Origin of the sequence: Eisenbergiella sp. OF01-20, from assembly GCF_003478085.1 — a bacterium.
Taxonomy (GTDB): domain Bacteria; phylum Bacillota; class Clostridia; order Lachnospirales; family Lachnospiraceae; genus Eisenbergiella.
The window spans coordinates 114,854-141,345 of sequence record NZ_QUES01000014.1; the positions used below are offsets into that span (position 1 = coordinate 114,854).

Genomic DNA, 26,492 nt, shown 5'->3' on the forward strand with positions numbered 1-26,492 from the left:
AGTATACCCTGAATGAGAAAAATACAATCATGGGAGTAACAATCCGTAACCGTTCAGCCGGCCCAGGGAAAAGCAGGGGAGGGGAGCCGGGGATGCCGCAGGACACAAAGGGCCGGCTGTCAGGAGTTATCTTAATCTATTTTTCGCAGATCGCACCGGCTGTTTATCTGATATAAAAGCAGGGAGACTGCCAGGAGCACCGCGGTAATAACGCCCATGAATAAATCGGAAGGGATCCCCGGCAGCAGCACACGCAGGCCTACGGGAACCAGGGCGAACAGCATTCCTCCCAGGACGGTTATCATAGTGGAACCGCTTTGTTTGATTACCGTCGTTTCATTGTCCCAGTTGAAAACGGGCATTTTGAGGTTAATGGTAATTCCGAACACCGCCGCAAAACAGGCATAGGATCCGGGAACCAGGATCAGCCAGATGGGAGTCTCACCGCCGGTCTGCCCGGAAAGTATCAGGATGACAGCGGAAAGCAGGATGGCAGGTACCGAAAGCGTGAAGGCGACCATCATTTTTGCATCCAGAATCGTCCGGGTGGGAATCGGCAGGGATTTGGGTATCCACCACTGTTTTCCTTCCATGGATATAGAAGAAGAAGTGGTGCTTCCCATCATGATCATAAGGGACAAAAGAAACGGCAGGATGCTTCCTATGGAAAAAGGCATCGTGAACCCTTCCCCGCCTCCCAAAGCCAGATAGGATTCCAGTTTATCCATCCCTGTAAATGCCAGCAATATGGCTGCGCCCACCATAAGAACATATCCGATTAATGTATTCAGTACATAAATGTTGGATGCCAAATACCGTTTCATCTCTTTTATATACAGCGCTTTGAGAAGGGAGTTCTTTTTTTGTGCCTGCATCCGGTAGTTCTTTTTGGCCGCATGGGAGCGCAGGGCACTGCTGATGCTCACATATTTCCATTGGACCAAAGCGGCGAACAGCAGGAAGGTGCCGAACGATACCGCCATAAATCCCGCGTTAGCCGCAGCATTTCCGCCGGTAATCCCCGCGGTATACAGCCCTGATAACGGATACACCCCGTTGACCTTCTCCACTCCCAGCGTAATCATACCTGCCATATCCGCCAGATTCATGTCCTCCGCCCGCATGGAAAATACAATGGATGCGGCCAGGATTCCCAGGGTGCAAAACAGAGAAAGAAAAATAACCAGCATATTTTTATGCTTAACCCTGGAACCGGCGGCCATTATCAAAGTACCCAGGAAGGATGCCGCAGTCAGCGGCACCAGAGGCACGAACAAAAGGCTTACCGCAGCTGCCCCATAAAAATAAGGGGACGGGCCGGTCATGACGCCATATACCAGGCTCGCCGGAACCACTGTCAGCGAAGACAGCAGAAGGGAACTCAGATACATGTGAAGCAGGCGGCTTACAATGATGGAAAAAGGCCGGATGGGAAGCGCTGTAAGCATCTCAAAATCCCCTGCGGAAAACAGAACCGGTCCCGCTTTAAATAAGGTAAAAATAAATATGGCCAGACTGGAGACCGCCACCACAAACCCGGGAACACTTTCCGCCGCCCCCGCAAAGCACAGAATAAAAGCGGCTCCTGCCGTATAGAATGCCAGCATCACCCCGAGCAGAATATATACGGAAAGCATAAGTATCAGGCGGCCTTTTTTCTTACCGTCTCTGCAATGAACCACTTCATTGATACCGAATCCTCTTAACAGCTGGATCTTTAAAAGCCTTACGCTTTGGCTAATCACCTTTGACCACCTCCATAAATACCTCTTCCAGAGATTTCCCATGGGTCAGGGCGGCTGTTTCCCCGGACACTACAAGTTCTCCATTTTTTATAATAGCTATTTTATTGCACAGCTTTTCCGCCACATCCAGGACATGGGTGGAAAAAAAGATGGCGCTGCCCTCCGCGCAGAGTGTATGCATGTTCTGCTTGAGCACCACGGAGGCGCTGGGATCCAGCCCCACAAAAGGCTCATCCAGAACCAACAGCTTCGGTTTGTGAATCAGGGCCGATATAATAGCAAGCTTCTGCTTCATGCCATGAGAATAGGAAGAAATCAGGTCTCCCAGGCTGTCTGTAATCCCGAACTGCTCCGCATATTCCCGTATCCTTTCCGTGCGCACCCCGGAATCCAGCCGGAAGATATCCGCAATAAAATTCAGATACTGGATTCCTGTAAGATGCTCATATAAATCCGGATTATCCGGAATATAAGCCAGCATGGATTTACAGAGCATAGGTTCCTTCTTTATCGAATGCCCGTTAATGAGAATCTCCCCTTCCCCGAAGTCCAGGATTCCCACCGCCGCCTTAATTGTAGTGGTTTTCCCAGCCCCGTTATGTCCGATAAATCCATAAATATCCCCTGGCAGAATCTCCAGGTTCAGATCGGAAACGGCCTTCTTACCGCCCTTATATGTTTTTGAAAAATGTATGATCTCTAACATGCTTCACTCCTGTTCTTCCTCACACGGAGAGGAAATAAAGGTAAGCCTTCTGGGCCTGCGCCCTTCCTCCAGCTTGTTATAAATGTAATCATTATATACGGCTCCGATTTTCCCCGTCATCTCCACGAACTCCTCATCCGTAAGAAGCAGGGTGGAACTGCTCAGACTCAGCATATCCTTAACCGGATCATTGCCTTTCCTGCCGAAATAAGCGGTAAAGGATGCCATCAGGGAAAACAAGGCGGACTGTACCAGCCCCTCCACGCCATTCCTGTCATATTCCCCCATCGGCTCCTTTACCAGGGCATATGTTTTCTCCACGGTTCCCCGTTTCCTGCATTCCCGTACCACCTCAATACAGCCTGCATCATAAAGCACCCTGATATGCCGGTACAGGCTGGCGGTGGGGATATCACTCAGCTCCTCCTTTATAGAAGCCGCCGTCCCTTCCCCATGCAATATCAAATACTGAACAATACGCTGCCTTACAGGATTCATTACCACCCGAATAAATTCCTGCTGGTCCATAACCATCATCCCTTTCGATTATTATCAAAAATGATATTATTATCACCATTAATAATATTTATCACATCCTGATACTACCACCTTTGTATCACTGTGTCAACCCAATAATACAGTTTCCATAATATGTTACCCTGTGCAGTAAATGCACAGTAAGGAGTGGTAACGTAATAGTAACCGTTCAATTCTGCTGCTCCAGAACGTGGGTGTAGATAAAAAAGGTAGGCGTCACCCGCCCCGGCTTCCCTGTGCGGCCTGCTGCCCTGCAAGGATTCCTGTAAGGGGCCTTATAAGCACGCCGGTCCTTAGGCTGCGTCCTTTGCGGCCTTAGTACCGTTGCGTGATTATCCGAGCGGAAGCGTCCCCTGGAAGGAACCTTGCAGGGCAGCAGGCCGCACAGGGAAGCCGGGGCGGGTGACACCTACCTTTTTTATCTGCACCCCCAGAACGTATCCTCCTTTACATCCCCCCGCCCACTTGCTATACTGGATCTGACAACGAATATTTTTACCGGAGTTCTTCCGGAAAAGACAGATTTCCACGGGGCCTGCGGGCCATAACCTATCTCCCGCAGCTTCCCGCCAGGTAAAGGAGGCGGTTGACAAATGAATCACAAATCGGATGAAATTTTTAAAAAACATATCCAAAGACAAAAATTATCCCCTGCAGAGCATTGATTATGTGAAGGCATTTTTCTTTGCCAAAGGCCCTGTGCCCACAGGCCGGTAAGGTAAAATGCTCTGTACGGGGAGAATACGGAAACCGCATCACATATTCGTGTTCTGCACTTATTATCAAAAAAATAATAAGGAGCGGATAGCTTATGAAATGCGTAAATGCAGCACAAATACTACCGGAAGATCTGCTGGCGGAAATCCGCCGCTATACAAATGGGGAAAGACTTCTCTATATCCCGGAGGAATCCCGGAGAAAAGGCTGGGGAGAAACCAATGGCTCCCGGAGCTTTTACAGAAAAAGGAATCAGGAAATGTACCGCCTGTACCAGGCCGGCAGCACGGTACCCGAGCTTGCCGGGACCTTCCATCTGGCAGAAAATACGGTGAGAAAAATTATATATGGGAACCGGCCGGATCTTTCGCCGCAGGCGGTACAGCCGCCTACCTGAAATACCGCAAAAAACTGCGGAAAGCAGGTTACGGATATCACCTCCGCGGCCATCCTTGTGTTCCATAAAAAAACAGAGCACCGCAGAACTGGAATACTCCCCTCACGCAGGATTACATCCTGCAGGAAGTATTGCCGTTGCGGGCTCTGTTGCTATTCTATTCCGCTTTCCGTTTCATACGGCCAGTCCATGATTCCGCCAAAATCATAAATCTGTGTGTACCCTGCTTCCACCAGCTTTTTTGCCGCCTGGGCGCTGCGGTTTCCGCTGCGGCAGTACACAAGGATTTCCTGGTCCATATCGGGCAGCTGTTCCTGCTTTTCTGTCCCTATGCTTTCATTCGGTATCAGGATAGCTCCCGGAATATGGCTTTCCTCATATTCCTCCTGTGTTCTCACATCCAGAATGATAATAGTGTCATCGGAATCCATTCTGTTTTTTGCTTCTTCTGCTGTTATTTTATGATATTCCCCTTTCATTGCTTCCTCCTGTACTGTTTCCGTATTTTCACTGCGGTTCCCGCAGGCTGTGAGCACGCCTGCCAGGACTCCGGTAATAAGAATAACCATTATTGCCCTTTTTATTCCGTTCCTCATATAGTGCCTCCTTTTCGTTTTATACTGTAATTATATTAGTTACAGTTATTTCTGTCAAGAAAAATATTTTCCTGCTTTAAGTAATTACTATTCAAAGGTGATATTATCCTTTTACCAGTTGGAAAGGCCCATGAAGTCAGAAAACAAAAGGGGCGGGGACGCCATACTTTTTTATCTGCACCCGGGAGCTGTTTGACATTTCCATATGCTCATATTAAAATGAAAAAGCTGGCAGTATGATTGGAGGAGGGGTTGGAGTGTTTAATGAAATTTGTATTTATGAAGCGAAAATTGATAAACAAGATGAAATAGAAGCTTTAATGAAAGAGGTTGCCGAATTCTATCTTTCACAACCCGGGGTTATCGATGTGAAGTATATCAAACGCACACACCGGCAAGAGGATTTCAACGCTGTCAAGGAAGGGAAACCGCCTGTCCGCTTGACAAAATGGGTGGGTAAAGTCACATATATTTTGCACTGGACACTTGAGGATGAAGAAACCCATGCCCGCGTTTCCAAGCTTGGATTGGAGCAGTTTTATAAAAGATGGAATCGTTGCCTGACTACAATGCCTAGAATCTTATTGGGTGAGAACGTTGTATAGTTCGGCTGCGTATCTCCCCTTTAGCAGTTCTTAGCAGCGGAAAGCAGTGCAAAGCGGTACACTTTGCGTTTTTCCGCCTTTTCATCTCCGTGAAAACCTGAAAATCTGCTTGCCGGTGTCCATCGCCGATCCCCCGGTAAGGGTGTGCAATACCAGGGCTGTCAGCAGGCCACTTAAGGGCTTGCTTTACAAAATCGTGCCGTCAGGAGGAGACTGTCATGCGCTTATTGATTGCTGAGGATGAAAAAGATTTAAACCAGGTCATTACCAAAACTTTGCAGAAGAACCACTATTCCGTGGATTCCTGCCTGGACGGGCAGGAGGCCCTGGATTTCCTTGCCATGGCCGAATATGATGCCATTATCCTGGACATAATGATGCCCCGGGTCAGCGGCCTTGAGGTATTGCAGAAGCTGCGCTCCGCAGGGAATAAAACCCCTGTTTTACTGCTCACCGCCCGGGACAGTGTCCGTGACAGGGTTGCCGGCCTGGACTCCGGCGCCGATGATTATCTGGTAAAGCCCTTTGCTTTTGAGGAACTGCTGGCGCGCATCCGGGTGATGCTGCGCAGGGAAGGAGGCCGGTCCGATAACTGCTACCGGATCGCCAACCTGACTGTGGACTGCGATGCCAGGACGGCCTTTCGTGATGACGCAGCCATCACCCTGTCCTCCAAAGAATTCTCCATCCTGGAATACCTTGTCTGCAATCAGGGAATCGTCCTTTCCCGGGAAAGAATAGAACAGCATATATGGAATTATGACTATGAAGGCGGCTCCAACGTGGTGGACGTATATATCCGGTATCTCCGGAAGAAAATCGACGACGGCTTTACCCCGAAACTGATCCATACGGTACGGGGTGCGGGCTATGTGCTGAAAGAGGCCTGAAACCTATGAAGAATCTGTCAATCAAACTGAAAATCACTCTGTGGTATACCTTATTTATGACCCTTCTTGTAATAGGAATCCTCTGGCTGCTTCTATATATCAGCAACAGCAGGCTCCTTTCCAATGCCCGCCTCCGGCTTAAGGACACCGTGACGAGAAGCTTCCATGAAATCGATTATGAGGATGGTGTGCTGGAATTTGATAACGATATCAATTTTCTGGGGGAAGGAATCTATATCTCGGTATACGATACCGGGGGAAAACTGCTGTACGGAAGAATCCCCTCCCTTTTCAACGGAGCTCCCGTACTGGTTATGGATGAAATCCAGCAGGTGGATTCCGGCCAGACCCTCTGGTATGTCTATGATTACTGCCAGAAAATAGAAGGGTACGGCAACCTGTGGGTACGGGGTATCGCCTCCCAGACCCAGACGGATGCCGCGCTTGCGACCGTCGTACGGCTGGCCCTTGTTTTTCTCCCCTTTTTTGTCCTCTGCATCGCCGCAGGAGGTTATTTTATTATCCGCCGCACCCTGGCCCCTTTGGCCGCTATGACGGATACCGCGCGGAAAATCAGCGAAGGCAGCGATCTATCCCGGCGCATCCGGCTGGGAGCCGGAAAGGATGAGGTACATAAAATGGCCCATACCTTTGACCGGATGATGGACAAACTGGAGGAATCCTTTGAAAACGAAAAGCAGTTCACCTCCGATGTTTCCCATGAGCTGCGCACCCCGGTTACGGTCATCCTTTCCCAATGCGAATATGCATTGCAGGAGGATACCTCTCCTTCTGAGGTACAGGACTGCGTCCGTACCATTGCCGGCCAGTCCCGGAAAATGTCCTCCCTTATTTCCCAGCTGCTCACCCTGGCCCGCGCGGATAAGGGAACCCAGAAGCTCCATTATGAACTGCTGAACCTGAGTGAACTGGCGGAAATCACAGCCGAAGAGCAAAAAAGCATAGCTGCCGCCAAAGGGATCACCCTGGAAACCCATATTCAGCCGGATATCCTTTTCCGCGGCGATGAAACCATGATGATGCGTCTTTTCATCAATCTGCTATCCAACAGTATTACCTACGGCAGGGAAAACGGAACGACCCGGATCACGCTCACCAGCGACGGAAGCCGCATTACCGGTTCGGTATCCGACAACGGTATCGGCATTGAGAAGGATAAACTGGATAAGATATGGAAACGTTTTTACCAGGTGAATCCCGCCAGAAGCTCCGGTGAAAGGGAAGGGGCCGGACTGGGGCTGCCTATGGTCAAATGGATTACCGAAGCTCACGGCGGAACCATCCGTGTGGAAAGCACGCCCGGTGAAGGAACTGCTTTTACCTTTTCCTGGGAAACGGCTTTACAGGAGGGCGTCCGGGGAAGTATAATGAAAGGGCAGGGGGAGACACCCATATAAAAAAACGCAGCATGAGGCATCAGACAGGGGGGAGGGCACCCATTATAAAAAACATATCTGTAATTGATGCGCAGGGAAATGTATATGAAGCCACCTGGCCCAAACGTGCCAGAGGTCTTGTTAAGAACGGCAGGGCACGCTTCGTCAACGAGACAACCATCTGCCTTGCGTGCCCGCCGGATATTACGGAGGGTGAATTTATGAACGTAAAAGATATTTTAAACCAGACTTCCCAGAAGGAACCGGTACAGGAAACCGCAGCTGCCGGAACGGATGCAGAACCCGATATGTCTTATATCATCCGTAAAATCGATCAGATCATGGATGATTCCCGGTATATCAGGGATGCCCTGGGACAGCTGGAGCACGCAGAAGGTGACACCGCCATGGCTATCAGCAACGTGGTGGAAAACAGGGAACGGACTAACCAGTGTATGATTGCGTTACTTCAGAAAATGCTGGAGGCCACGAAGCCCCAGACAAAGGATACCGGCGTAACTAAGCTGGAAATTATACAAAATCTCCTGTCCTCTTCCGATATGGATGATGAGTATAAGTGCGAAATACTTACACAGGTTATACAGCGAATCCTATAAGTCAGATACCCCGAAGCGGGAATTGGGGGAACGGTTCAGGACGATACGCAGATGCGTAAGGTGGTCCCGCTTCTGACAGAAAGGAAAGGGATGCCGGCTATGGTAATCATTTACTAGGATTATCAGCCGGCATCTTTTTATTCTTTTTTAATGTTCTTTTAATCTTTACACGTTATCCTTAACTCATCAAAAGGAAACACCCGAAAGGAGAAACATGTTATGAAAAGAAATTTATATATCCTGCTTCCCGCTCTTGGCTTATCCGCCGCACTGCTCACTGCCTGCGGCAGTCAGGATTCCCAGGATTTAGTAACACAGCAGATTACATCCACGCAGGAATCCCTTGCCGCCGGCGCATCGGCTTCCAACCTGCAGGTCACAGAAAACAAAAATGACGACGCACTGCCTGCAGCAGGCGAAACGGTTCCTATTGCAGCCGGAGGCGCTTCCGCACAGGCCCTGGCAGGCAATACACAGGCCGGCGGGCAGACAGCCTACATCAGCGAAGCGGAGGCCAAAAAAATCGCTCTGGAACATGCCGGTTTGAAAGACGAAGATATTTCTTATTTTAAACTGAAACTGGATTCCGATGACGGTGTAGTGGAATATGAAGTGAAATTCTATGCGGGAAATACCGAATACGATTATGATATCGATGCTGTTACAGGAACCATCCGCAGCTTTGATACGGAATTGGACGACGATCATCATCAGAACACGGGTACGGGCAATGCAAATACGGCCGCTCCTGCCGGATCCATCAGTGAAGCGGACGCTAAAAAAATAGCGCTGGAGCAGGTGCCCGGCGCAACGGAAAGCAATCTGAGACTGAAAACCGATTATGACGACGGAAGAATGAAATATGAAATCAAAATAGTATATAACGAGATTAAATATGAATTTGATATTGATGCCGCAACCGGAAAAATCCTGGAATGGGAGTCGGAATCTATCTACGACTGATTCGTTCGCGGCCGTTCAGACAAATTGAATGCTTACATTCGTATCCCTCTCCCTTTCAGCAAAGGGAAAAAATCCCGCCCGCATGGCTTCTGCCAGATTCTTCTTCACGCAGAAAGCATTGCAGGCGGGTTGTTTTATTTATCAGGTGCTATAATATATTTGCCGTTTGCCCGCAGCTGCGGACGGCTCAGGATATCCTCCAGCTGTTCCAGGCCGCAGACGTCATATATCATGCTGCTCACATCCAGACGGCCGGAATCGATCAAATCAAGCGCCCTCTTCTGGGTGTACGGATTGATATAAGATGCCTTGAGCACAAGCTCCTTCTGGAATATCTGAAAGGGCTTTATGGAAACCGTTTCTTCCGGCTTCGTCAGCCCGAACATCATCACCACCGCTTTCTTCCCTGCAAGAGCAATCGCCTGTTCGATAGTGGACGGACGTCCCACACACTCGATAACCGTCTGCACCCAGGTCATTCCGGCCCCTTCAAGAACCGCTTTCCCATCCTCATGGATCGGATCAATGCAGATATCGGCTCCCAGCTTCCTTCCCACTTCTCTTTTCCCTTCCACAGGCTCCAGCAGAGCAACCTTAGCCGCCCCGGCCAGCTTTGCCAGCTGTACCATAAGAAGCCCGATCATACCGCCCCCTATGACCACAACCTGGTGGCCGGGCCTGATTTCGCACATATCCAGTCCGTGCAGACAGCAGGCCACGGGCTCGGCCATAGCTCCCTGTTCAAAAGTGGTTTTATCCCCCAGCCGGTAAACCTGCCGGTAATTCACGGCACAATATTCTGCAAAACCGCCGTTTACCGTAGTCCCGTATCCTATCATGTGTCCGCAGAAATGAGCGGCACCGTTTCTGCATGCCTCGCAGGCTCCGCAGCAGCAGTTGGGATCGATGCAGACTCTGTCCCCTTCCCGGAAACCGGTGACCCGTTCTCCTGTTTTCACCACCACGCCGGAAAATTCATGGCCCAATATGGTGGGCGGCGTCACTTCCGCAGCGCCCTTGTCCCCTTCATAAATATGTACATCCGTTCCGCATACCCCGCATGCCTTCACCTGAATCAGCACTTCCTCCGGGCCGGTCTCCGGCATCGGGCGCTCCTCAATCCTTACCTCATGTTTCCCATAAAATACCGCACTTTTCATTTTACTATACCCTCCCCTTTTTATTCCCGTCATTCTGCCGCGGGATATTAGCCATTCATTCCCACCGTTCCGGCAGAAGCTCCTCCAGCGTAAGCTCCTTATCCTTCAGCCGTATCCGGCAGTCCAGATTTGCATGGTTAATCTGGTACATAAACTCCCGGCACCGTCCGCAGGGCGGTACAATCCCTGCCTCCCGGTTCACTGCCACCAGCTTTACTATCCGGCTTTCCCCCGCGGTAACCATAGCCGCAATCGCCGCGTGCTCCGCACAAAAGCCCATGGAACAGGGTGTATCGATACAAACACCCCTGTATACATTCCCCTGATCCGTAAGCAGAGCCGCTGCAACGCTTCCGGCGCTGGCGCTCTCCGACAGATCCCTGGGATTTAATGTCCGGTATGCAATATCCGTCAGTTCTTCAAATTCCATTTTCCTTTTCCTCCTATCATCATAGCGGTTTCTTTTACGGAAAGCAAGACTTATCTGCCTTCCCGCCGGCGTCTGTCCGGCATGGGATCCCCGGCATCCTTTCTGTTGTAAACATCCACATCCACCGCATCGTCCTGTTTCGCCACAATCGTAGTGCATACCGCATCCCCTGTGATATTGACTGCGGTCCTTGTCATATCCAGAATCCGGTCAATCCCCATTATCAGGCCGATTGCCTCCACCGGCAGCCCTACGGATTGAAATACCATGGACAAGGTAATCAGACCCACGCCGGGCACGCCTGCCGTTCCCACGGAAGCGAGGGTAGCCGTAGCTATTACCGTCAGGAAATCCGCCGCCGACAGGTGTATTTGGAAGGCCTGCGCCGCAAATACCACCGCGACTCCCTGCATGATCGCCGTACCATCCATATTGATGGTGGCGCCCAGAGGGATCGTGAAGGAGGATATTTTCTTGCTCACTCCCATTTTTTTATAAAGGGTATCAATGGAAAGGGGAATGGTGGCATTGGAGGTGGCGGTGGAGAAAGCAAAGGCCATCACGGGGGCAAATTTATGCAGGAACCGGATCGGGCTCAGCCCCGTAAACAGCTTCAGGAGTACCTGATACACCACAAGCCCCTGCACCGCCAGCGCCAGAATCACGGCAAGCATATATTTCAGCAGCGGGACAAACGCATCAAGCCCCAGGCCGGCAAAGGTTCGGGCTATCAGGCAGAATACCCCCGCAGGAGCCAGCGTCATAACGCCCATCGTCATATCCATTATTATATCATTAAACTGGCTGAAAAAGGAAGAAACCATATCCGCTTTTTCTCCCCGATGAGCCAGGATGACTCCCAGAATCAGGGCAAAAAGGATAATCGGCAGCATTTCCCCCTTCGCCAGGGCCTCCAGGGGATTGGTGGGAATTATATGCAAAACCGTATCCACAAAGTTTGTTTTTTCCGCAGCCGCGGTTTCCGTCCCCTGGATTTTCTCCAGCTCCAGCCCCAGACCGGGATTAATCAGGCCGGCAAGGAAAATTGCCGCACTGATAGCCACCGCTGTCGTCAGCAGATAGAATCCTATGGTTTTCACGCCCACCCTGCCCAGCCTTTTGGTATCCCCTATGGCCATACTGCCGCAGACAAGAGAACAGAATACAAGAGGGACTACCAGCATCTGCATCAGGCGGATAAACCCCTGTCCGATCACATAAAAAATACCGTCAATGATAACCGTATCCCGGATATACCCTGCCGGGATCCACAGATTCAGCGCCAAACCGGCAAGCGCCCCGCAAAGAAGGGCAATAAAAATAACCGTTGTCAGATTTTTTTTCTTTTTTCTCATTTATCCTCTTCCCCTGAACGTATGCTTCCTATAGTTCTCCAGCAGCCCTTCCTGCATCTAGTATTCCGTTTATCCGCTGCGTTTATCCCTTTTTGCGATCTCAGTACCGCTGCGTTTCAGGCTGCACGGACGATACGCAGGCCCAATATTATCCAATCTTTTTTCTTTCTCATGCCATATCGCCGAAAATCCATCTAAAAATAGCCCCGAAAGCCAAAAAATTGCTGAAAAAATTAAAATATGCAAAAAAGTTATGCCTACCTATAGAAACTGGTGTATAATACAACCAAATTGTTCAGAAAGACAGATGTGTTTCTGTCAGAGACAATTGTTCACCAAACTAATATATGAGGAGGAACTACTTATGAAAAAAGCACTTAGTATTTTCTGCGCTGCCGTTATGTGCACCGGTATCCTTGCCGGCTGCGGTAACACAGGCGCCACAGCTGAGACGACACCGGCAGCCCCCGCGGAATCCGTTCAGGCAGGTACCGACGCGGCGGACAGCGCTGCGGCGGATACCAACGAAAGCGCTGCCGCAGACACAGCAGGAAGCACAGCTGCCGGCGGTGTATTCAAAATCGGCGGCACAGCACCGCTTACAGGCGCTGCTGCCATTTACGGAAATGCGGTTAAAAACGGCGCACAGATTGCCGTTGATGAAATCAACGCAGAAGGCGGAGCCATCCAGTTTGAACTGAAATACGAAGATGATGAAAATGACCCGGAAAAAGCAGTTTCCGCATACAATGCCCTGAAGGATTGGGGAATCCAGCTTTCCCTCGGTTCCGTTACCACGAAGCCCTGTGAAGCGATTTCCACGGAGCATTTTGCAGACCGTATTTTTGCCCTGACCCCTTCCGCATCCTCTACGGCTGTAACCGACGGAAAGGATAACGTATACCAGATGTGTTTCGCGGATCCCAACCAGGGTACCGCTTCCGCCGATTACATAGCCGAAAAGCAGTTGGGTACAAAGATTGCCGTTATCTACCGGAACGACGATGTATACTCCAGCGGAATCTATGAGAAATTCAAAGCCCAGGCGGAAACCAAGGGGCTGGAAATCGTATCCGCAACCACATTCACGGATGCCAGCTCCAATGATTTCTCCGTTCAGCTGGGAGAAGCTAAAAATGCAGGCGCAGATCTTTTGTTCTTGCCTATTTATTATCAGCCCGCTTCCCTGATTCTCAAGCAGGCGAGCGACATGGGCTACACTCCTACCGTATTCGGCGTTGACGGCATGGACGGAATCCTGACCCTGGAAGGCTTCGATACCTCCCTGGCAGAAGGTGTAATGCTGCTGACCCCTTTCAATGCGGATGCAGAGGATGCAAAGACCCAGAGCTTCGTAAATAAATACAAAGAGCAGTTCGGCGATGTCCCCAACCAGTTTGCCGCAGATGCTTATGACTGTATTTATGCTTATAAAGCAGCCCTCGAAGCTGCCGGCGCAACAGCAGATAAGACTGCCGAGGAACTGTGTGACCTGATGATCCAGGCTTTCCCTTCCCTTACCTTTGACGGCCTTACCGGCAACGGCGTAACCTGGGATTCCACAGGTGCCGTATCCAAGAGCCCCAAGGGTATGATTATTGAAAACGGTACTTATGTAGGTCTGTAAGATAACGGATCCGTCATAATTCAACTGCCGCAAGGGAGCGCGCTATCATTCCACGATAGGTTGCTCCCTTGTTGTATCAGTTCCGTAAATCCGGACTGTTACCCCCTGGTTCCTTAATCAAGTCGTTGGTGCAGGGCGGCTGTCTGCCCTGCGGACCGTCGCCCTGGGCCAACGACACCAAGAAAAAGTGAGGTGTATCCCATGACCTTTTTATCGTATCTGATCAGCGGCATCAGCCTGGGCAGCATCTATGCTATCATCGCACTCGGCTATACGATGGTTTACGGTATTGCAAAAATGCTGAATTTCGCCCATGGGGATGTTATCATGGTGGGGGCCTACATATCCTTCTGTACCACCAGCTATCTGGGCCTTTCCCCTTTTATATCCGTCCTGCTTTCCATCGTTGTCTGTACCGCTCTGGGCATCGTTGTGGAACGTCTGGCTTATAAGCCTCTGCGCAAAGCACCTTCCCTTGCCGTGCTCATCACGGCTATCGGTGTATCCTACTTTTTGCAGAATGCCGCCCTTCTCATCTGGGGTTCCAGCCCCAAGACCTTCTCCTCCGTCGTAGGGAACTGGTCCTTGAAGCTTTTTGACGGACAGCTTACCATATCCGGTGTTACTATTGTCACCGTCCTGGCCTGTATCGTCATTATGACAGCGCTGACACTGTTCACCACAAAAACCAAGACAGGGACCGCCATGCGCGCCGTATCCGAGGATAAGGGAGCCGCACAGCTCATGGGAATCAGCGTGAATTCCACCATTTCCATAACCTTTGCCATCGGCTCCGGGCTGGCGGCTGTTGCCGGCGTCCTTTTGTGCTCCGCCTACCCCACGCTTATGCCCACCACCGGCTCCATGCCGGGCATCAAGGCCTTTACGGCTGCTGTTTTCGGCGGTATCGGATCCATTCCGGGGGCTATGCTGGGCGGTATCCTTCTGGGAATTATTGAAATTTTCGCCAAGGCATATATTTCCACCCAGCTCTCCGATGCCGTGGTTTTTGCGATGCTGATCCTTGTCCTCATCGTCAAGCCTGACGGCCTGCTGGGCAAACATATCAATGAGAAAGTGTGAGGTGAGACGGTATGAAATCTATGAAAAAACTGCTGACAGGCAGGCGTGACAGCCTGGTTTCCTTCGGTATCGTCATCCTTGCCTATGTGATAATCCAGATCATGATATCCACGGGAAATATATCCTCTTCCCTGAAGGGCCAGCTGGTTCCCATATGCGCTTATATTGTCATGGCGGTTTCCCTCAACCTGACGGTAGGCTTTCTGGGCGAACTGTCCCTGGGGCATGCAGGTTTTATGTCCGTCGGCGCGTTTACCGGCATTGTCGTGACCACAAGCCTTGCACAGGCGATTCCTTTTGCCCCTCTCCGGCTGGCTGTTGCCATGGTCATCGCGGGCATTTTCGCCGCTTTGGCCGGGGTTATCGTGGGTGTGCCCGTCCTTCGTCTGAAGGGGGACTATCTGGCAATCGTCACTCTTGCCTTCGGCGAGATCATTAAAAATATTATAAATGTACTTTATATCGGAATGGATGGCAGCGGACTCCATTTCAGCCTTCTGGAACAGCGTTTTACACTGGGGGAAGAAGGGAAGATGATCATCAACGGCCCCATGGGAGTCAGCGGAGTCACCAAAATATCCACCTTTACTTCCGGCTTCGTCCTCATTCTCATCACCCTGTTCCTCATCCTGAACCTCGTCCACAGCCGGACAGGACGCGCTGTCATGTCCGTACGCGATAACCGCATCGCTGCGGAAAGCATCGGTGTTTCCGCCACCCGTTACCGGCTTCTGGCTTTTGTTATCTCCGCCGCCTTTGCCGGTATGGCCGGTACCCTGTATGCCATGAATTTCTCTACGGTTACAGCCAATAAATTCGACTTCAACACCTCTATCCTGGTGCTGGTTTTCGTGGTTCTCGGCGGACTGGGAAATATCTGGGGCTCCATCGTTGCCGCCGCCCTGCTTACGGTTCTGCCGGAATTGCTGCGCGGTCTCAACGACTATCGTATGCTTATTTACGCGATTCTGCTCATCGCCATGATGATCTTCAATAACTCCGGCCTGAAAACACGTCTTCTGGAAAAACGCGCGGCACGCCGCGCCGGTGATCCGAAGGACACGGCCGCATTATCTGATAAGGAGGAGGCATAACTATGGCAATGCTGGACGTAACAAAACTTAGCATCTCCTTCGGCGGCCTGCGGGCGGTGGATGAACTGACCATGCAGATAGAGGAAGGCGGCCTGGTGGGCCTTATCGGTCCCAACGGCGCCGGAAAAACCACCGTATTCAATATGCTTACCGGTGTATACCAGCCCACGGAGGGCGGCATCCGCCTGGACGGCAAAAACCTGATCGGCAAAAAACCGGCAGATATCTGTAAAATGGGTGTCGCCCGTACCTTTCAGAATATCCGCCTGTTCCCCAAACTGTCCGTGCTCGATAATGTAAAAACAGGCCTTCACAACCAGGTGACCTACTCCCTGGCCGAAAGTATGCTCCATCTGGGCAGCTTTTCCCGGAAAGAAAAGGAAATGGATCAAAAAGCCCTGGAAATCCTTAGTGTTTTCGGCCTGGACAGCTCCGCCTATGATCTGGCTTCCAACCTGCCCTACGGCAAACAGCGCAAGCTGGAAATCTCCCGGGCGCTTGCCACCAGCCCCAAGCTTCTTCTGCTGGATGAGCCTGCTGCCGGCATGAATCCCAACGAGACCGGGGAGCTGATGGATACCATCAGCCTTGTCCGCAAAAAATACGGAGTGACCATCCTTCTCATCGAGCACGATATGAAGCTGGTACAGGGTATCTGCGAATATCTGTACGTATTGAACTTCGGCAAACTGCTGGCAGAAGGAACCCCTGCCCAGGTACTGAACGATCCGGCGGTCATCAAAGCCTATCTGGGCGATTAAAGGAGGTCTTAATTCATGGCAATGCTTACCGTAGAAAATCTGAATGTATATTATGGCATGATCCACGCGCTGAAGGGTCTGTCTTTCCATGTAGACGAAGGCGAAATCGTAGCCCTCATCGGCGCCAACGGCGCCGGAAAAACCACTACCCTGCAGACCGTCAGCGGCATCCTCCCTGCGAAATCCGGTTCCATTAATTTTCAGGGTAAGGAAATCTCCTCAGTCCCCGGAAACCAGATCGTAAAACTGGGTATGTCCCATGTCCCGGAAGGACGGCGGATGTTCTCCAACCTCACCGTATATGAAAACCTGATGATGGGCGCTTATACCCGCAAAAATAAAAAAGAGATTGCCGACACCCTGGAAATGGTGTATGAACGTTTCCCCAGGCTGCGGGAACGTACCCGCCAGCTGGCAGGCACCCTGTCCGGCGGGGAACAGCAGATGCTGGCTATGGGCCGCGCACTGATGGCACAGCCGCGGATTATCCTCATGGATGAACCTTCCATGGGCCTGTCGCCCTTATTCGTAACGGAAATTTTCAAAATCATTACCGAAGTCAATAAACAGGGCGTTACCATCCTGCTTGTGGAACAGAATGCAAAAAAAGCGCTTTCCATCGCCAACCGCGCCTACGTTCTGGAAACCGGAAAAATCGTTAACGAAGGAGAGGCCCGCGCCCTTCTTGATGATGAATCCATCAAAAAAGCGTACCTGGGTGAATAACCGGGCGGAACAAAGGGGAAAATCCCCTGCCCGTTAATGAACTCACATTTTGCCACGCAAAGTCAGGAGGATTTATATTATGGAGAAAATAATTATTACCATTGCACGCCAATATGGCAGCGGCGGACGGACCGTCGGGAAAATGCTGGCCGAACGCCTGCAGATCCCTTACTATGACAGGGAAATTATCTCAATGGCCTCCGAAGAAAGCGGCATCAATCCCACCCTGTTCCAGGACGAGAAAAAAACACACAGCCTGCGTGCTTTTTTCACAGGCGGCTATCACAACGCCAAACTGCTGTCCCCGGAAAGCGCCGGCTTTACAAGAGACGATAACCTGTTTAACTACCAGGCCAAAATCATCCGCCAGCTGGCGGACGAAGGCTCCTGTGTGCTGATCGGCCGCTGCGCCGACCACGTATTGAAGGATATGCCCGGTGTCGCCCGTGTCTTTGTCCATGCCCCGGCAGATTTCTGCCTGCGTGAAGCTATGAAGGTCAACAGCCAGCCGGAGAACGAAGTGGTGAAGCTCATCGCAAAAACGGATGAATACAGAGCACATTATTATAAATACTATACCGGAAAAGAATGGAAAAATGCCCTGAATTACGATCTGTCGCTGGACAGCTCCAGGCTTGGTTTTGACGGTACGGTGGAAGCGATCCTGGCTTATATTGAAGTCCGCAGGAAATTCGACCCGCAGATGAAGGGATGACTGTACCGAACGGATCGTTACCGGTATCCCTTAAGATATGACCGGCCCCCGGCTATCGTAATCTTTCGATAGCCGGGGGCTGGTTTTATCCCTATGCCTCAGAACCCCTTATGATATATACCTGCAAGTGCGCAAGTGCAAAACCCGAATCTAACTGCCGATACCAGGAGGATATTTATGAGTTACTATAAAGACACGAATCTAATTATACGACGGATGCAGGAGCCGGATCCGCAGATTTTCAGCGATGAGGAATGCAGACAGGGATGGAAGGCTTCCCCCGAAAAATATAAAAGACGGATTGCAGACGAGCAAAAAGGAATCGCAGCCGCCCTTACCGCAGAATATAAAGGCCTGCCTGCAGGCTATATTAATGTATACCTAAACTGTCCGGCCGGTCCGTTTGCCAACAAAAATATACCTGAAATAGTGGATTTCGGCGTTTTGGAAAAATATCGGAACAAGGGCATTGGTACCCGCCTGATGGATACTGCGGAAAGACTGGCCCAAAACCTCTCCGGTATCGTCTGTCTCGGAGTCGGCCTTCATGCCGGCTACGGAAGTGCCCAGCGGATGTACATAAAAAGAGGATATATACCGGACGGTTCCGGAGTCTGGTACCGTGACAGAATCTGTACCTCTTATAGCCAATGCTGTAATGATGATGATTTGATTTTATATCTGAGTAAAGTACTGAAACCAATACAATAGTTATAAGGAGACACCACATGTTATTAAACAGTATTTATCATAAAGAAATACCACTGTTCATTAGTGATTTTTTCGATACAGAACCTATGCAGCGCCTGAAAACACTGGGAATGGATTGTGGATGTGAATATACAAATTTTCCTGCTTATAGACATTGTATAAAATATAACCGTCTCGAACATAGTTTGGGCGTTGCCCTTATCATATGGCATTTTACCGGAGACAGGAAGCAGACCATTGCGGGATTGCTGCATGATATAAGTACACCTGTTTTTTCCCATACAGTTGATTTCTTAAATAAGGATTATCTTCTCCAGGAATCTACCGAATCAGATACTGCTGCATTCATAACAAAGTCGGAACAGATTATGCAGCTACTAGATAAATACGCACTTCCCCTTGAAGCTGTATGTAATTATCATATATATCCCATTGCTGATAATAGTTCTCCTAAGCTGTCTGCAGACAGACTGGAATATACTTTCCGGAAGTTTATGAGTTTTGGGCTGAAATCCTTAAGTGACATTGCTTCTTATTACTCTGATTTAATTATAGGGAAAAATGAAGCAAAGGAGGATGAGATCATGTTTAATTCTTTAAATAAAGCTGAGGATTTCTTTAATTACTCATTAAAAAATTCTTTCAATGATATATCAGATGATGACAGATATGCCATGCAGTATCTGGCCGATATCTTATTTTATGCGTTGAATAAAGGTATTCTCATACATGATGATTTATATACCACCGAACCAAAGGTAATTAGCAAAATAAAAGCTGTTCCTGAAACAAAGAAGGCCTGGAATCAATTCTGCACTTTTACTCGAACAATTCGTTCTATGGAAAATTCCTGTAATATTGATAGGAAGTGGATACGTGTATCTTCCAAAAAACGATATATAGATCCTTACGTTCTTTCCCAGGGACGCGTATCTTCAGTTTCTGATCAACAAACCCAAAAGATTAAAAAATTCCTTTCCACGAATACGGATTACTGGATAACCGCGATAAACCCAAAATAGATACGCATCTGCAACCTGCAGTTGACCAAATATACAGTCCTCCTGCTGGTGTGCAACCGCTGCTTTTGTTATCTTGAAACCATAAAAATAAGGAGGTACCAATTATGGATATTTCAGAAAAAATTCTAAAACTAAGAAAGGCAAATAATATGACACAGGAGCAGCTTGCGGAACAGCTCCAGGTCTCCAGGCAGGCGGTATCCAAATGGGAATCCGGTCAGGCTGTCCCGGATGCGGATAAGCTGCCGGCGATGAGTGACCTGTTTCATGTAACCATCGATTATCTGCTGAAGCCGTCCGAAATTGATGAGCTTTCTATTAAGACGGAAATCCTGGAAAAGCAACAACAGGAAATGATACAGAAAGAACGGAAACGGGACGCCTTTTTCCACTGTCTTTTCAGTTGCCTGGCAATTTATCTCATTGCATTTGCCGTTTATTTTATCGGACATTTTTATTTTCAAATCTGGAATCCATCCGTTATTTTTGCGGAATTCCTGATAGCTACGGCTATCTGCATTCTGGTATGTCTGAAATACCGCAATAACAGCAAAAAGGAATAAAATAACTTTGGAAGGCGCAGAACCGTTACGGGTGCCGCTGTCATGGGCACCCGCATGGTGAGAACTGCCTGTGGTAACGGTTACGTTACTGTTCACTCAGTACTGTGCATTTACTGCACGGTACGTGAGAAAGTGATTCAAGAGTGCATAAATCCCATCACCGCAGGTGATTTTTATGGATTTATGCTTGTTACTGGTCACGGAGTGAACAGTAACACGGTTACGGTATATGAATAAAAGTATTTTTAAAAATGGTTTCCTCATCTATATACAATAGTGTATAATAAACATTGGTACGAATCTTTTTGTCCCATACAGATTCTCATCACGATGCCAATTATCAGGAGGAATCATATGCTGAAACAATTATCAATCTATGCCGAAAACAGGAAAGCCACATTAAAAAATATTACCGGTATCCTGGAAGCAGAGCAGATTAATATTCTCGGTTCTGTCACCAATGACAGCGCGGAATACGGTATTGTCCGCATGGTAGTGTCTGATCCGGTTAAAGCAGCAAAGGCTCTGGAAAAGGAAGGCTATCTATGTAAACTCACCGAAGTAACCGGCGTGGAAGTGGCCGATGAAATCGGGAATCTGCACCATCTTCTGCAGGCGCTTTCCGAAAGTAATATCAACGTGGATTATGTTTACCTCTCCTTTAACAGGAACACAGGGATGCCCATTCTGATCTTCCATACCGATGATATTACGGAGGTGGAAGGGTGCCTGACGACAAAGGGATTTACCGTTGTACAAGGTGACCGATTTTAATGGTATTCACAAAACTGCCGGACCGCTTGTGGTGTATCCCCCTTTCCAGGAGGATATTTCCCGATTAAGCGTCCGGTTTTCTTTGTGTAACAGTCTTTATTCTTCCCCTGCATTTTCCGCTGCCTTATCTCTTCCCGCCTTTTTTGAAAGGCGGCTGGTAAAACGTATTGAAATCGAAATACCTGTTGCTTAATTCGCTTTCATAGGTAAGCCAACCGATAAACAGCTTACAGGCCTCATATTTCCGATGTCACATATTTTACCCATTAACGCTTTCCAATATATCTCTATGGTCAAACGTACTTATCGAGGAATTCTTTAGGTGTAAGGATTTCAGGCTTCTCAATTTCCATTTCCGCAAAATCCTTATCCCCGGTGATAAAAATATCCACATTTTCCACGATGGCTGTATACAGTACCGGATAATCATTGCTGTCACGAATTTGGAAAAGGCCTGCCGGTATATTGTACGGCGTGTATACCAGTTCATACCCCAATTTTGAAAGAAAAAGGTCTATCACACCCTTCTTAGCCGGGAATTTCTTATCGGCAACCGCTATCAGTTCTTCCACTACAAAGGAAGACAAAACCAGGGTATGTTTTTGGGTAATGCACTCCAGCATCTGCATAAAACGTTTTCCCGGAAAGATAATCATAGAAATCAGGACATTAGTGTCAAGCATAATTCGCATTATCGGCCATCACTCCTTTCAGCACGGATTTCTTTGACCATATCCACTACGTCCTGTTCACCCTTCAAACCTAGCGCCTCTGCCATACCCTGAAATTCCCGTTGGGCCTCCAGCAGTGCATTGACAGAAGCATTCATCATAACTACTTTGTTACCCTCCTGCACAAATAATACCTTATCACCATCCTTCACACCAAGCAGTTTGCGGATAGAAGCAGGAATAGTAATCTGGCCTTTAGAAGTAATTTTTGCTAGTTCCATAAATATAACTCCTTTCTATATTCAATGAATTCCTTACTTTCCTTACCTTATTATATACAAAATAACAAGATATATCAACTTTTTCCGCCTTTTTTGTGAGGCGGCTGCTAAAATCTATTGATATCAATATATCTGTTGCATAATTCTCTTTCATAGGCAAGCCAATCGGAAAAAAGCTTACAGGCCCCGTATTCCTTAATCCGATACTGCAAGTTTGCAACCATCCTCTCGTGGACATCAAATCCGGCAGGCGCTAATTCCAGCATATTCCCAAATTCCCGATGCACTCCATACCCTTGCACAGACTTGCTTCTGAGAAAAAACAAATTTTTAGCGTAATATTCTTTTATATCCTCCAAATCAGACACCCTCTCCCCGTTATAATCCAGATTATCGGAAAACGAATACCCGCCGCCGCTGATAACCAAATTCCTGATATCGTACAAATTCAGCACCGCACCGGAAGTGTCCGCACAATAACTCCCATAGGTAGGATCCAGCAAAATCCACTTATTCCATTCCGTGATAAAAACCTCGGCCACCACATGGTTATCTCCATCCGCGGCAGCCGCGGGCATCATATAAACCACCCGTGCATACATGCCTGCTGCAAGAAGACATTCCGCCAGGACAATAGACATGGCCAGACAGTTGACTCCAAAGCCTTCTTTTTTATAAGCTAAGGAAAGCAAATGTAAGGCATCCTGTGGATCGGAATTATCATAATTTCCTTTATGCCTTATATTTTGATGAACCCATTCCAACAAATGCAATGCCTGCAAAAACGTACCGCCCTTCCCTGCTGTATGACGGATACCATATTCCCTTTCCAGCTCCTGGTATTCTTCACCGGAAAAGATATAACTGATTTCTGCTTTTTTGTCTGCCCGAAAGTTTTTGTTCGCTGTTAAAAGTGCATCATAATCTGTACTCATAGATTTCCCCCTCCAAGGCCGTCCTCTTCAGGACATGCACCTGTATCCGACCATTGTTTTTGGCTGAAACATCACTCAACAATCCTGATGTCCATCCCGTCCGTAACCAGGACCGCCTGGTTATTCGTAATACGCAGCTGTCTGCACCCATTCCTGTCCACAGGGCCGGGTGACATCCCTTCGCTGCAATGCACATGGATCGGGCAGGCCGGATAACCGAAGCTGTTTTTCAGATTGCCCGCCGCAGCCTGGCTTCCTGCGCTCACCCCCACATACACACCGCCCTGCTCTATAAAAGCAAGCAGAACACTGCGGAAATCCTGCTCGTCAATCCGATCCAGAAGATATCCGGTATCCCCTCCGCAGACATATACCGCATCATACCCTTTCAGTTCTTCCAGCGTCATCTTTTTATGCAAATCATATACCCGGATATTTTCTTTCGGTATCCCGCAATCCAGTAAATCATGCAGACATTTCGGAAGCACCTCTATGGCATCCGCATTAACCGCCGCTGTAGGGATAAAAACCGCCTTTATGTTTTCCGGCCTTTTTCCTGCTAATGCCAGAAAAATTTCCGCTATTCTTTTATTTTCAAAACCTGCTGAAGTCAGTAACAGCTTCATCTTCCTTTCCTTCTCCTTTCCCCTGCTGCCGTTTTTATTCCGGCCAGTTCATCTGCTCTTCTGCAATTCCCAGCTTTTTGCATTCCGCACGCACCTGTTCCTTATCTATGGAATTACCGATTTCGTAATGAAACACCTGATCTTTTAATACAACATATTTCCGGTTTCCGGCTTTAAAATCCACAAACCATACCTCTCCTTCCTCCTTTCCCCCCTTAATCATCCGGGAAATATGTACCGGGAAATCGAGCCGGGAGGCGGTAAAAAAAATGGCGGTCCAATATTTGGGCACCCCTCCCGCATTCCAGAGTTCGACCTTGTTAACAGATACTTCATCCAAAATTACGTCACTGGAAAGGCTCTCCTTTATCAGAATGCCTTCGTACATCCCGTCCCCGGGTTTCTTTACCGCATGTAATCCACAGGAATGGCTCATTTTCACGCTGTTAACCACGAGCTCGTATTACTTTCCTTTCATGTAAAAACGGCGCTGCCTAATCTGGCGCAGCGCCGCTTTTGTTGCACATAAGGATGGGCTGCGGAGCGTGGCATCCGTTGTTAATACCCCAGCCTGGAAAGAATATTCTTAGGCCGGTCTATAAAAACCATATCCGCATTATCATCCAGGAAATGCCTTTCCTTATGGATTACCACGAGCCATTGGCCCTCAAAGTATTTAATATAATGGGCAAATACCTCCGAATTCAGTGTTGTCCCAAGAAGAAGCAGCACCTGCGCGTCATGAACCTCCTCCGTGGCCCTCGTAATCAGCTGGCTGTCGGTCATTTCCCCGAAAAAATACAGCCCCGGCCGGATCGGAATACCGCAGTCTTCACATGCGGGAATCCCTTTTGCCTGTCGGATATAATTCACCGGATATTCCCTTCCGCAGCGGTTGCATCTGTTATGATAGATGCTGCCGTGCAGATCAATCACATTCCGGCAGCCTGCACGCTGGCTCAGTTCGTAAATATTGCTGGTGATTACACACTGCAGCTTACCGGCACGCTCCATAGCGGCCAGCGCTTTGCCGGATTCCGTAGGCTCCGGGGCATCCTCCAGCATTTCCTTTTTATAAAATTCAAAAAACTGTTTCGGACGGGTATGGTAAAAAGAGCCGGTAAAAATCTCCTCCGGTGAATAGCCGTATTTTTTCTCTATATCATAGGCTTTATCCGGGTTTTTCACACCGATGAAACCGCCTTCCTCCATCATCCCTGATCCGCACAATGCAACCGTATAGCTGCTTTCATCCAGAATTTTTCGTAAAAGTGCTATTCTGTCATCCATCTGCCGCCTCCTAATCCACTTCCATTATACAATCATTTCCCGATTTTGACTATTTATTACCTGGCGATGGAAAAAATACGATTCACCAGGTCAGGCCGAACAGGCGGCAGACCTCCTGCGTCATTTTTTCAAGATCCACACTTCCGTCCGTAACCATACAGGAATAACCTTTTCTCCCGGCATCTTCCCGGACCCATTCGCCGAACAGGGCGTCCCTTTCCATCCAGCGGGAAAATGCGGTATCCTTATCACTGCAGCCTTCCAGCACTAAGGGGATCCACGGTCTCTGGCTGTAGTGATGGATTTGGAATTCCCTGGTTGGCGTAATGGTAATATAATGTTCCTTATCCACTCCCTTTTCGTATACCAGCTCCGGAAGAAAAGCCGCTCCCTCCGCTATTATACCGTTCTTTTCCGGCAGTGCATGTAAATCCTCCCAGACATAGGAAAACATCTCCCGGTATATTTCCAGCTCTTCCTGCGCCTGTACCCCGGCATCCCGCATCCAGGTTTCCTCCGGCGATAAGGCGAGGGCTTTTTCGGAATAAGGCTTGTGTTCCGTCCCTGCCCGCTTCATATATTGTTCCAGATAATCATCCACCTTGAAATATGCAAATCCCAGCTTTTCCGCCAGCTTTTCCGCAATGCTGCTTTTACCGCTGCATGGGGAACCTCCTAATATATACAGCTTTTCCATATTTTCTCCTGCCTGCGTATCCTGCCTGCCCCGCGTCGGCAGTTTCCGCTTTTTACTCTTTTTTTTCCAGCTCCCAGAACAGGAACATAGGGATTTTCTGCAGCCAGCAAAGCCTGGGCGATTTTTCCAGAAGGCTTGCTTCGGGCAGCGGTTCGTTTAAATCAAGGATAGTAAAACCGCATGCAACAAAGGCTTTTACATAATCCTGCAGCGTCCGGTGTCTCCATATCACCTGTGTTTCCATTCCTTTTGCCAAGGGCTTTTCCCATATTTCAGGCTGGAAATAATCTCCTACGACCACTTTTTTCTCCGTGTCCTCTCCGACCCAGCTCATTTCTTTTCCGTTAAAACAGGGATGCAGAACACTGGCAAACAGCCTGCCCCCGGGTTTTAATACCCTTTTGGCCTCCCGGAGCGTCCCATACAGATCCTCACAGTCCATAAGCATCATGGAACAGATCACCCTGTCAAAACTTTCGTCAGGAATTCCGTACAGGTCATTGCTGTTACGCACAAAATGCCGGATATCCAGCCCCTCTTCCGCCGCCTTATCCTCTGCATAACCGATGAAAAAGGAAGAACAGTCCACCGAGTATACCCTGGCCCCGCCGCCCGCAAGCGCCCGGGAATAGCCGCCTTCCCCGCAGCCTAAATCCAGTATATCCATGCCTCTCACATCTCCCAGATATTCCAGTGTATAGGGCATAATATAAAATAACCTGAAATCATTGGATCGGGCAAGGGTGATCCAGTCTTCCCCGGCCTGATTCCAGCTGATTGTTGAACTGTCCTGTTTCATAG

General features: G+C 48.9%; 31 protein-coding genes. 16 read left to right on the forward strand and 15 right to left on the reverse strand.

The genetic code is table 11. From position 1 onward, the window contains the following. Positions 1-131: 131 nt before the first annotated feature. The 3 genes from DXA36_RS17025 to DXA36_RS17035 are packed head-to-tail and all read right to left on the reverse strand — an operon-like array spanning position 132 to position 2,979. Positions 132-1,745 (reverse strand): hypothetical protein, encoded by a 1,614-nt coding sequence (locus tag DXA36_RS17025; protein ID WP_118680684.1) that lies wholly within the window; start codon positions 1,743-1,745, stop codon positions 132-134. Beyond that, positions 1,738-2,451, reverse strand: a complete 714-nt coding sequence (locus DXA36_RS17030; protein ID WP_118680685.1) for an ABC transporter ATP-binding protein — start codon at positions 2,449-2,451, stop codon at positions 1,738-1,740. Before DXA36_RS17030 ends, DXA36_RS17025 begins: the two co-directional genes overlap by 8 nt. 3 nt (positions 2,452-2,454) lie before the next feature. Further along, complete coding sequence (locus DXA36_RS17035; protein WP_182479127.1) at positions 2,455-2,979, reverse strand: helix-turn-helix domain-containing protein; 525 nt, start codon at positions 2,977-2,979, stop codon at positions 2,455-2,457. A gap of 820 nt (positions 2,980-3,799) precedes the next feature. Between DXA36_RS17035 and DXA36_RS17045 the strand changes: the two genes are divergently transcribed. Next, the gene (locus DXA36_RS17045; protein WP_118680688.1) at positions 3,800-4,102 is read left to right on the forward strand and encodes a CD3324 family protein; all 303 of its coding nucleotides are present in this window, start codon (positions 3,800-3,802) and stop codon (positions 4,100-4,102) included. Between the two features lie 152 nt (positions 4,103-4,254). Here DXA36_RS17045 and DXA36_RS17050 read toward each other — a convergent pair whose 3' ends face one another. Then, positions 4,255-4,698, reverse strand: coding sequence for a rhodanese-like domain-containing protein (locus DXA36_RS17050; protein WP_118680689.1), 444 nt, complete (start codon positions 4,696-4,698; stop codon positions 4,255-4,257). Positions 4,699-4,955: 257 nt separating this feature from the next. On the opposite strand from DXA36_RS17050, the gene DXA36_RS17055 reads away from it, so the two are divergent. The 5 genes from DXA36_RS17055 to DXA36_RS17075 all read left to right on the forward strand — a co-directional run bounded on the left by DXA36_RS17055 (position 4,956) and on the right by DXA36_RS17075 (position 9,170). Continuing rightward, entirely contained in the window at positions 4,956-5,303 is a 348-nt protein-coding gene (locus DXA36_RS17055) for a hypothetical protein (protein WP_118680690.1), read from the forward strand. 218 nt (positions 5,304-5,521) lie between these two features. Then, positions 5,522-6,193 carry a response regulator transcription factor gene (locus DXA36_RS17060; protein ID WP_118680691.1) on the forward strand — a complete coding sequence of 224 codons (672 nt, stop codon included), beginning with the start codon at positions 5,522-5,524 and terminating at the stop codon, positions 6,191-6,193. A 5-nt stretch (positions 6,194-6,198) separates the two neighbouring features. Then, the gene (locus tag DXA36_RS17065) at positions 6,199-7,611 is read left to right on the forward strand and encodes a sensor histidine kinase (protein ID WP_118680692.1); all 1,413 of its coding nucleotides are present in this window, start codon (positions 6,199-6,201) and stop codon (positions 7,609-7,611) included. 200 nt (positions 7,612-7,811) lie between these two features. Next, entirely contained in the window at positions 7,812-8,207 is a 396-nt protein-coding gene (locus DXA36_RS17070; protein ID WP_147366611.1) for a hypothetical protein, read from the forward strand. A 219-nt stretch (positions 8,208-8,426) separates the two neighbouring features. Next, positions 8,427-9,170, forward strand: coding sequence for a PepSY domain-containing protein (locus DXA36_RS17075; RefSeq protein ID WP_118680694.1), 744 nt, complete (start codon positions 8,427-8,429; stop codon positions 9,168-9,170). Between the two features lie 134 nt (positions 9,171-9,304). Here the strand turns inward: DXA36_RS17075 and DXA36_RS17080 are convergent, their stop codons facing one another. The 3 genes from DXA36_RS17080 to DXA36_RS17090 are packed head-to-tail and all read right to left on the reverse strand — an operon-like array spanning position 9,305 to position 12,115. Then, entirely contained in the window at positions 9,305-10,330 is a 1,026-nt protein-coding gene (locus DXA36_RS17080; RefSeq protein WP_118680695.1) for a zinc-dependent alcohol dehydrogenase family protein, read from the reverse strand. A gap of 55 nt (positions 10,331-10,385) precedes the next feature. Beyond that, positions 10,386-10,760 carry a cytidine deaminase family protein gene (locus DXA36_RS17085; RefSeq protein ID WP_118680696.1) on the reverse strand — a complete coding sequence of 125 codons (375 nt, stop codon included), beginning with the start codon at positions 10,758-10,760 and terminating at the stop codon, positions 10,386-10,388. A gap of 50 nt (positions 10,761-10,810) precedes the next feature. Next, positions 10,811-12,115: a dicarboxylate/amino acid:cation symporter gene (locus tag DXA36_RS17090; protein WP_118680697.1), complete on the reverse strand. Its 1,305-nt coding sequence runs from the start codon at positions 12,113-12,115 to the stop codon at positions 10,811-10,813. Between the two features lie 364 nt (positions 12,116-12,479). Here DXA36_RS17090 and DXA36_RS17095 point away from each other — a divergent pair, with 364 nt between their 5' ends. From DXA36_RS17095 to DXA36_RS17140, 10 genes are all read left to right on the forward strand, one after another. Next, positions 12,480-13,742, forward strand: coding sequence for an ABC transporter substrate-binding protein (locus DXA36_RS17095; protein ID WP_118680698.1), 1,263 nt, complete (start codon positions 12,480-12,482; stop codon positions 13,740-13,742). Positions 13,743-13,943: 201 nt separating this feature from the next. Beyond that, the gene (locus DXA36_RS17100; protein ID WP_118680699.1) at positions 13,944-14,825 is read left to right on the forward strand and encodes a branched-chain amino acid ABC transporter permease; all 882 of its coding nucleotides are present in this window, start codon (positions 13,944-13,946) and stop codon (positions 14,823-14,825) included. An 11-nt stretch (positions 14,826-14,836) separates the two neighbouring features. Then, the gene (locus DXA36_RS17105; RefSeq protein WP_118680700.1) at positions 14,837-15,919 is read left to right on the forward strand and encodes a branched-chain amino acid ABC transporter permease; all 1,083 of its coding nucleotides are present in this window, start codon (positions 14,837-14,839) and stop codon (positions 15,917-15,919) included. 2 nt (positions 15,920-15,921) lie between these two features. Next, a complete protein-coding gene (locus DXA36_RS17110; RefSeq protein ID WP_118680701.1) occupies positions 15,922-16,680 on the forward strand; it encodes an ABC transporter ATP-binding protein in 759 nt (252 codons plus the stop codon). 15 nt (positions 16,681-16,695) lie between these two features. Beyond that, positions 16,696-17,406, forward strand: a complete 711-nt coding sequence (locus DXA36_RS17115) for an ABC transporter ATP-binding protein (protein WP_118680702.1) — start codon at positions 16,696-16,698, stop codon at positions 17,404-17,406. A 79-nt stretch (positions 17,407-17,485) separates the two neighbouring features. Then, a complete protein-coding gene (locus tag DXA36_RS17120) occupies positions 17,486-18,121 on the forward strand; it encodes a cytidylate kinase-like family protein (RefSeq protein ID WP_118680703.1) in 636 nt (211 codons plus the stop codon). A gap of 177 nt (positions 18,122-18,298) precedes the next feature. Continuing rightward, on the forward strand, positions 18,299-18,832 hold the full coding sequence (locus tag DXA36_RS17125) for a GNAT family N-acetyltransferase (protein ID WP_118680704.1): 534 nt from the start codon (positions 18,299-18,301) through the stop codon (positions 18,830-18,832). 17 nt (positions 18,833-18,849) lie between these two features. Continuing rightward, positions 18,850-19,854, forward strand: a complete 1,005-nt coding sequence (locus tag DXA36_RS17130; RefSeq protein ID WP_118680705.1) for an HD domain-containing protein — start codon at positions 18,850-18,852, stop codon at positions 19,852-19,854. A gap of 104 nt (positions 19,855-19,958) precedes the next feature. Continuing rightward, positions 19,959-20,417, forward strand: coding sequence for a helix-turn-helix domain-containing protein (locus DXA36_RS17135; protein ID WP_118680706.1), 459 nt, complete (start codon positions 19,959-19,961; stop codon positions 20,415-20,417). Between the two features lie 354 nt (positions 20,418-20,771). Beyond that, positions 20,772-21,191 carry an amino acid-binding protein gene (locus DXA36_RS17140; protein ID WP_118680707.1) on the forward strand — a complete coding sequence of 140 codons (420 nt, stop codon included), beginning with the start codon at positions 20,772-20,774 and terminating at the stop codon, positions 21,189-21,191. A 293-nt stretch (positions 21,192-21,484) separates the two neighbouring features. On the opposite strand, the gene DXA36_RS17150 is transcribed toward DXA36_RS17140, so the two are convergent. The 8 genes from DXA36_RS17150 to DXA36_RS17185 form a co-directional block, all read right to left on the reverse strand. Further along, a complete protein-coding gene (locus DXA36_RS17150; protein WP_118680709.1) occupies positions 21,485-21,883 on the reverse strand; it encodes a putative toxin-antitoxin system toxin component, PIN family in 399 nt (132 codons plus the stop codon). Then, positions 21,883-22,143 carry an AbrB/MazE/SpoVT family DNA-binding domain-containing protein gene (locus DXA36_RS17155; RefSeq protein ID WP_118680710.1) on the reverse strand — a complete coding sequence of 87 codons (261 nt, stop codon included), beginning with the start codon at positions 22,141-22,143 and terminating at the stop codon, positions 21,883-21,885. The genes DXA36_RS17150 and DXA36_RS17155 overlap by 1 nt, the downstream gene beginning before the upstream one ends. 107 nt (positions 22,144-22,250) lie before the next feature. Next, complete coding sequence (locus tag DXA36_RS17160; protein WP_118680711.1) at positions 22,251-23,078, reverse strand: transglutaminase-like domain-containing protein; 828 nt, start codon at positions 23,076-23,078, stop codon at positions 22,251-22,253. Between the two features lie 71 nt (positions 23,079-23,149). Then, positions 23,150-23,704, reverse strand: coding sequence for a Type 1 glutamine amidotransferase-like domain-containing protein (locus DXA36_RS17165; protein ID WP_118680712.1), 555 nt, complete (start codon positions 23,702-23,704; stop codon positions 23,150-23,152). Between the two features lie 34 nt (positions 23,705-23,738). Further along, complete coding sequence (locus tag DXA36_RS17170) at positions 23,739-24,158, reverse strand: hypothetical protein (RefSeq protein ID WP_147366612.1); 420 nt, start codon at positions 24,156-24,158, stop codon at positions 23,739-23,741. 104 nt (positions 24,159-24,262) lie between these two features. Continuing rightward, on the reverse strand, positions 24,263-24,994 hold the full coding sequence (locus DXA36_RS17175) for an SIR2 family NAD-dependent protein deacylase (protein ID WP_118680714.1): 732 nt from the start codon (positions 24,992-24,994) through the stop codon (positions 24,263-24,265). Positions 24,995-25,076: 82 nt separating this feature from the next. After that, the gene (locus DXA36_RS17180) at positions 25,077-25,691 is read right to left on the reverse strand and encodes a hypothetical protein (protein WP_118680715.1); all 615 of its coding nucleotides are present in this window, start codon (positions 25,689-25,691) and stop codon (positions 25,077-25,079) included. 52 nt (positions 25,692-25,743) lie between these two features. After that, on the reverse strand, positions 25,744-26,490 hold the full coding sequence (locus DXA36_RS17185) for a class I SAM-dependent methyltransferase (protein ID WP_118680716.1): 747 nt from the start codon (positions 26,488-26,490) through the stop codon (positions 25,744-25,746). Positions 26,491-26,492: the final 2 nt, after the last annotated feature.

Bases quoted from the DNA above. Each gene is read 5' to 3' on its own strand.
- DXA36_RS17030 (WP_118680685.1), bottom strand. From the start codon at position 2,451: ATGTTAGAGATCATACATTTTTCAAAAACATATAAGGGCGGTAAGAAG.
- DXA36_RS17035 (WP_182479127.1), bottom strand. From the start codon at position 2,979: ATGGACCAGCAGGAATTTATTCGGGTGGTAATGAATCCTGTAAGGCAG.
- DXA36_RS17045 (WP_118680688.1), top strand. From the start codon at position 3,800: ATGAAATGCGTAAATGCAGCACAAATACTACCGGAAGATCTGCTGGCG.
- DXA36_RS17050 (WP_118680689.1), bottom strand. From the start codon at position 4,698: ATGAGGAACGGAATAAAAAGGGCAATAATGGTTATTCTTATTACCGGA.
- DXA36_RS17060 (WP_118680691.1), top strand. From the start codon at position 5,522: ATGCGCTTATTGATTGCTGAGGATGAAAAAGATTTAAACCAGGTCATT.
- DXA36_RS17065 (WP_118680692.1), top strand. From the start codon at position 6,199: ATGAAGAATCTGTCAATCAAACTGAAAATCACTCTGTGGTATACCTTA.
- DXA36_RS17070 (WP_147366611.1), top strand. From the start codon at position 7,812: ATGAACGTAAAAGATATTTTAAACCAGACTTCCCAGAAGGAACCGGTA.
- DXA36_RS17075 (WP_118680694.1), top strand. From the start codon at position 8,427: ATGAAAAGAAATTTATATATCCTGCTTCCCGCTCTTGGCTTATCCGCC.
- DXA36_RS17080 (WP_118680695.1), bottom strand. From the start codon at position 10,330: ATGAAAAGTGCGGTATTTTATGGGAAACATGAGGTAAGGATTGAGGAG.
- DXA36_RS17085 (WP_118680696.1), bottom strand. From the start codon at position 10,760: ATGGAATTTGAAGAACTGACGGATATTGCATACCGGACATTAAATCCC.
- DXA36_RS17090 (WP_118680697.1), bottom strand. From the start codon at position 12,115: ATGAGAAAAAAGAAAAAAAATCTGACAACGGTTATTTTTATTGCCCTT.
- DXA36_RS17095 (WP_118680698.1), top strand. From the start codon at position 12,480: ATGAAAAAAGCACTTAGTATTTTCTGCGCTGCCGTTATGTGCACCGGT.
- DXA36_RS17100 (WP_118680699.1), top strand. From the start codon at position 13,944: ATGACCTTTTTATCGTATCTGATCAGCGGCATCAGCCTGGGCAGCATC.
- DXA36_RS17105 (WP_118680700.1), top strand. From the start codon at position 14,837: ATGAAATCTATGAAAAAACTGCTGACAGGCAGGCGTGACAGCCTGGTT.
- DXA36_RS17110 (WP_118680701.1), top strand. From the start codon at position 15,922: ATGGCAATGCTGGACGTAACAAAACTTAGCATCTCCTTCGGCGGCCTG.
- DXA36_RS17115 (WP_118680702.1), top strand. From the start codon at position 16,696: ATGGCAATGCTTACCGTAGAAAATCTGAATGTATATTATGGCATGATC.
- DXA36_RS17120 (WP_118680703.1), top strand. From the start codon at position 17,486: ATGGAGAAAATAATTATTACCATTGCACGCCAATATGGCAGCGGCGGA.
- DXA36_RS17125 (WP_118680704.1), top strand. From the start codon at position 18,299: ATGAGTTACTATAAAGACACGAATCTAATTATACGACGGATGCAGGAG.
- DXA36_RS17130 (WP_118680705.1), top strand. From the start codon at position 18,850: ATGTTATTAAACAGTATTTATCATAAAGAAATACCACTGTTCATTAGT.
- DXA36_RS17135 (WP_118680706.1), top strand. From the start codon at position 19,959: ATGGATATTTCAGAAAAAATTCTAAAACTAAGAAAGGCAAATAATATG.
- DXA36_RS17140 (WP_118680707.1), top strand. From the start codon at position 20,772: ATGCTGAAACAATTATCAATCTATGCCGAAAACAGGAAAGCCACATTA.
- DXA36_RS17150 (WP_118680709.1), bottom strand. From the start codon at position 21,883: ATGCGAATTATGCTTGACACTAATGTCCTGATTTCTATGATTATCTTT.
- DXA36_RS17155 (WP_118680710.1), bottom strand. From the start codon at position 22,143: ATGGAACTAGCAAAAATTACTTCTAAAGGCCAGATTACTATTCCTGCT.
- DXA36_RS17160 (WP_118680711.1), bottom strand. From the start codon at position 23,078: ATGAGTACAGATTATGATGCACTTTTAACAGCGAACAAAAACTTTCGG.
- DXA36_RS17165 (WP_118680712.1), bottom strand. From the start codon at position 23,704: ATGAAGCTGTTACTGACTTCAGCAGGTTTTGAAAATAAAAGAATAGCG.
- DXA36_RS17175 (WP_118680714.1), bottom strand. From the start codon at position 24,994: ATGGATGACAGAATAGCACTTTTACGAAAAATTCTGGATGAAAGCAGC.
- DXA36_RS17180 (WP_118680715.1), bottom strand. From the start codon at position 25,691: ATGGAAAAGCTGTATATATTAGGAGGTTCCCCATGCAGCGGTAAAAGC.
- DXA36_RS17185 (WP_118680716.1), bottom strand. From the start codon at position 26,490: ATGAAACAGGACAGTTCAACAATCAGCTGGAATCAGGCCGGGGAAGAC.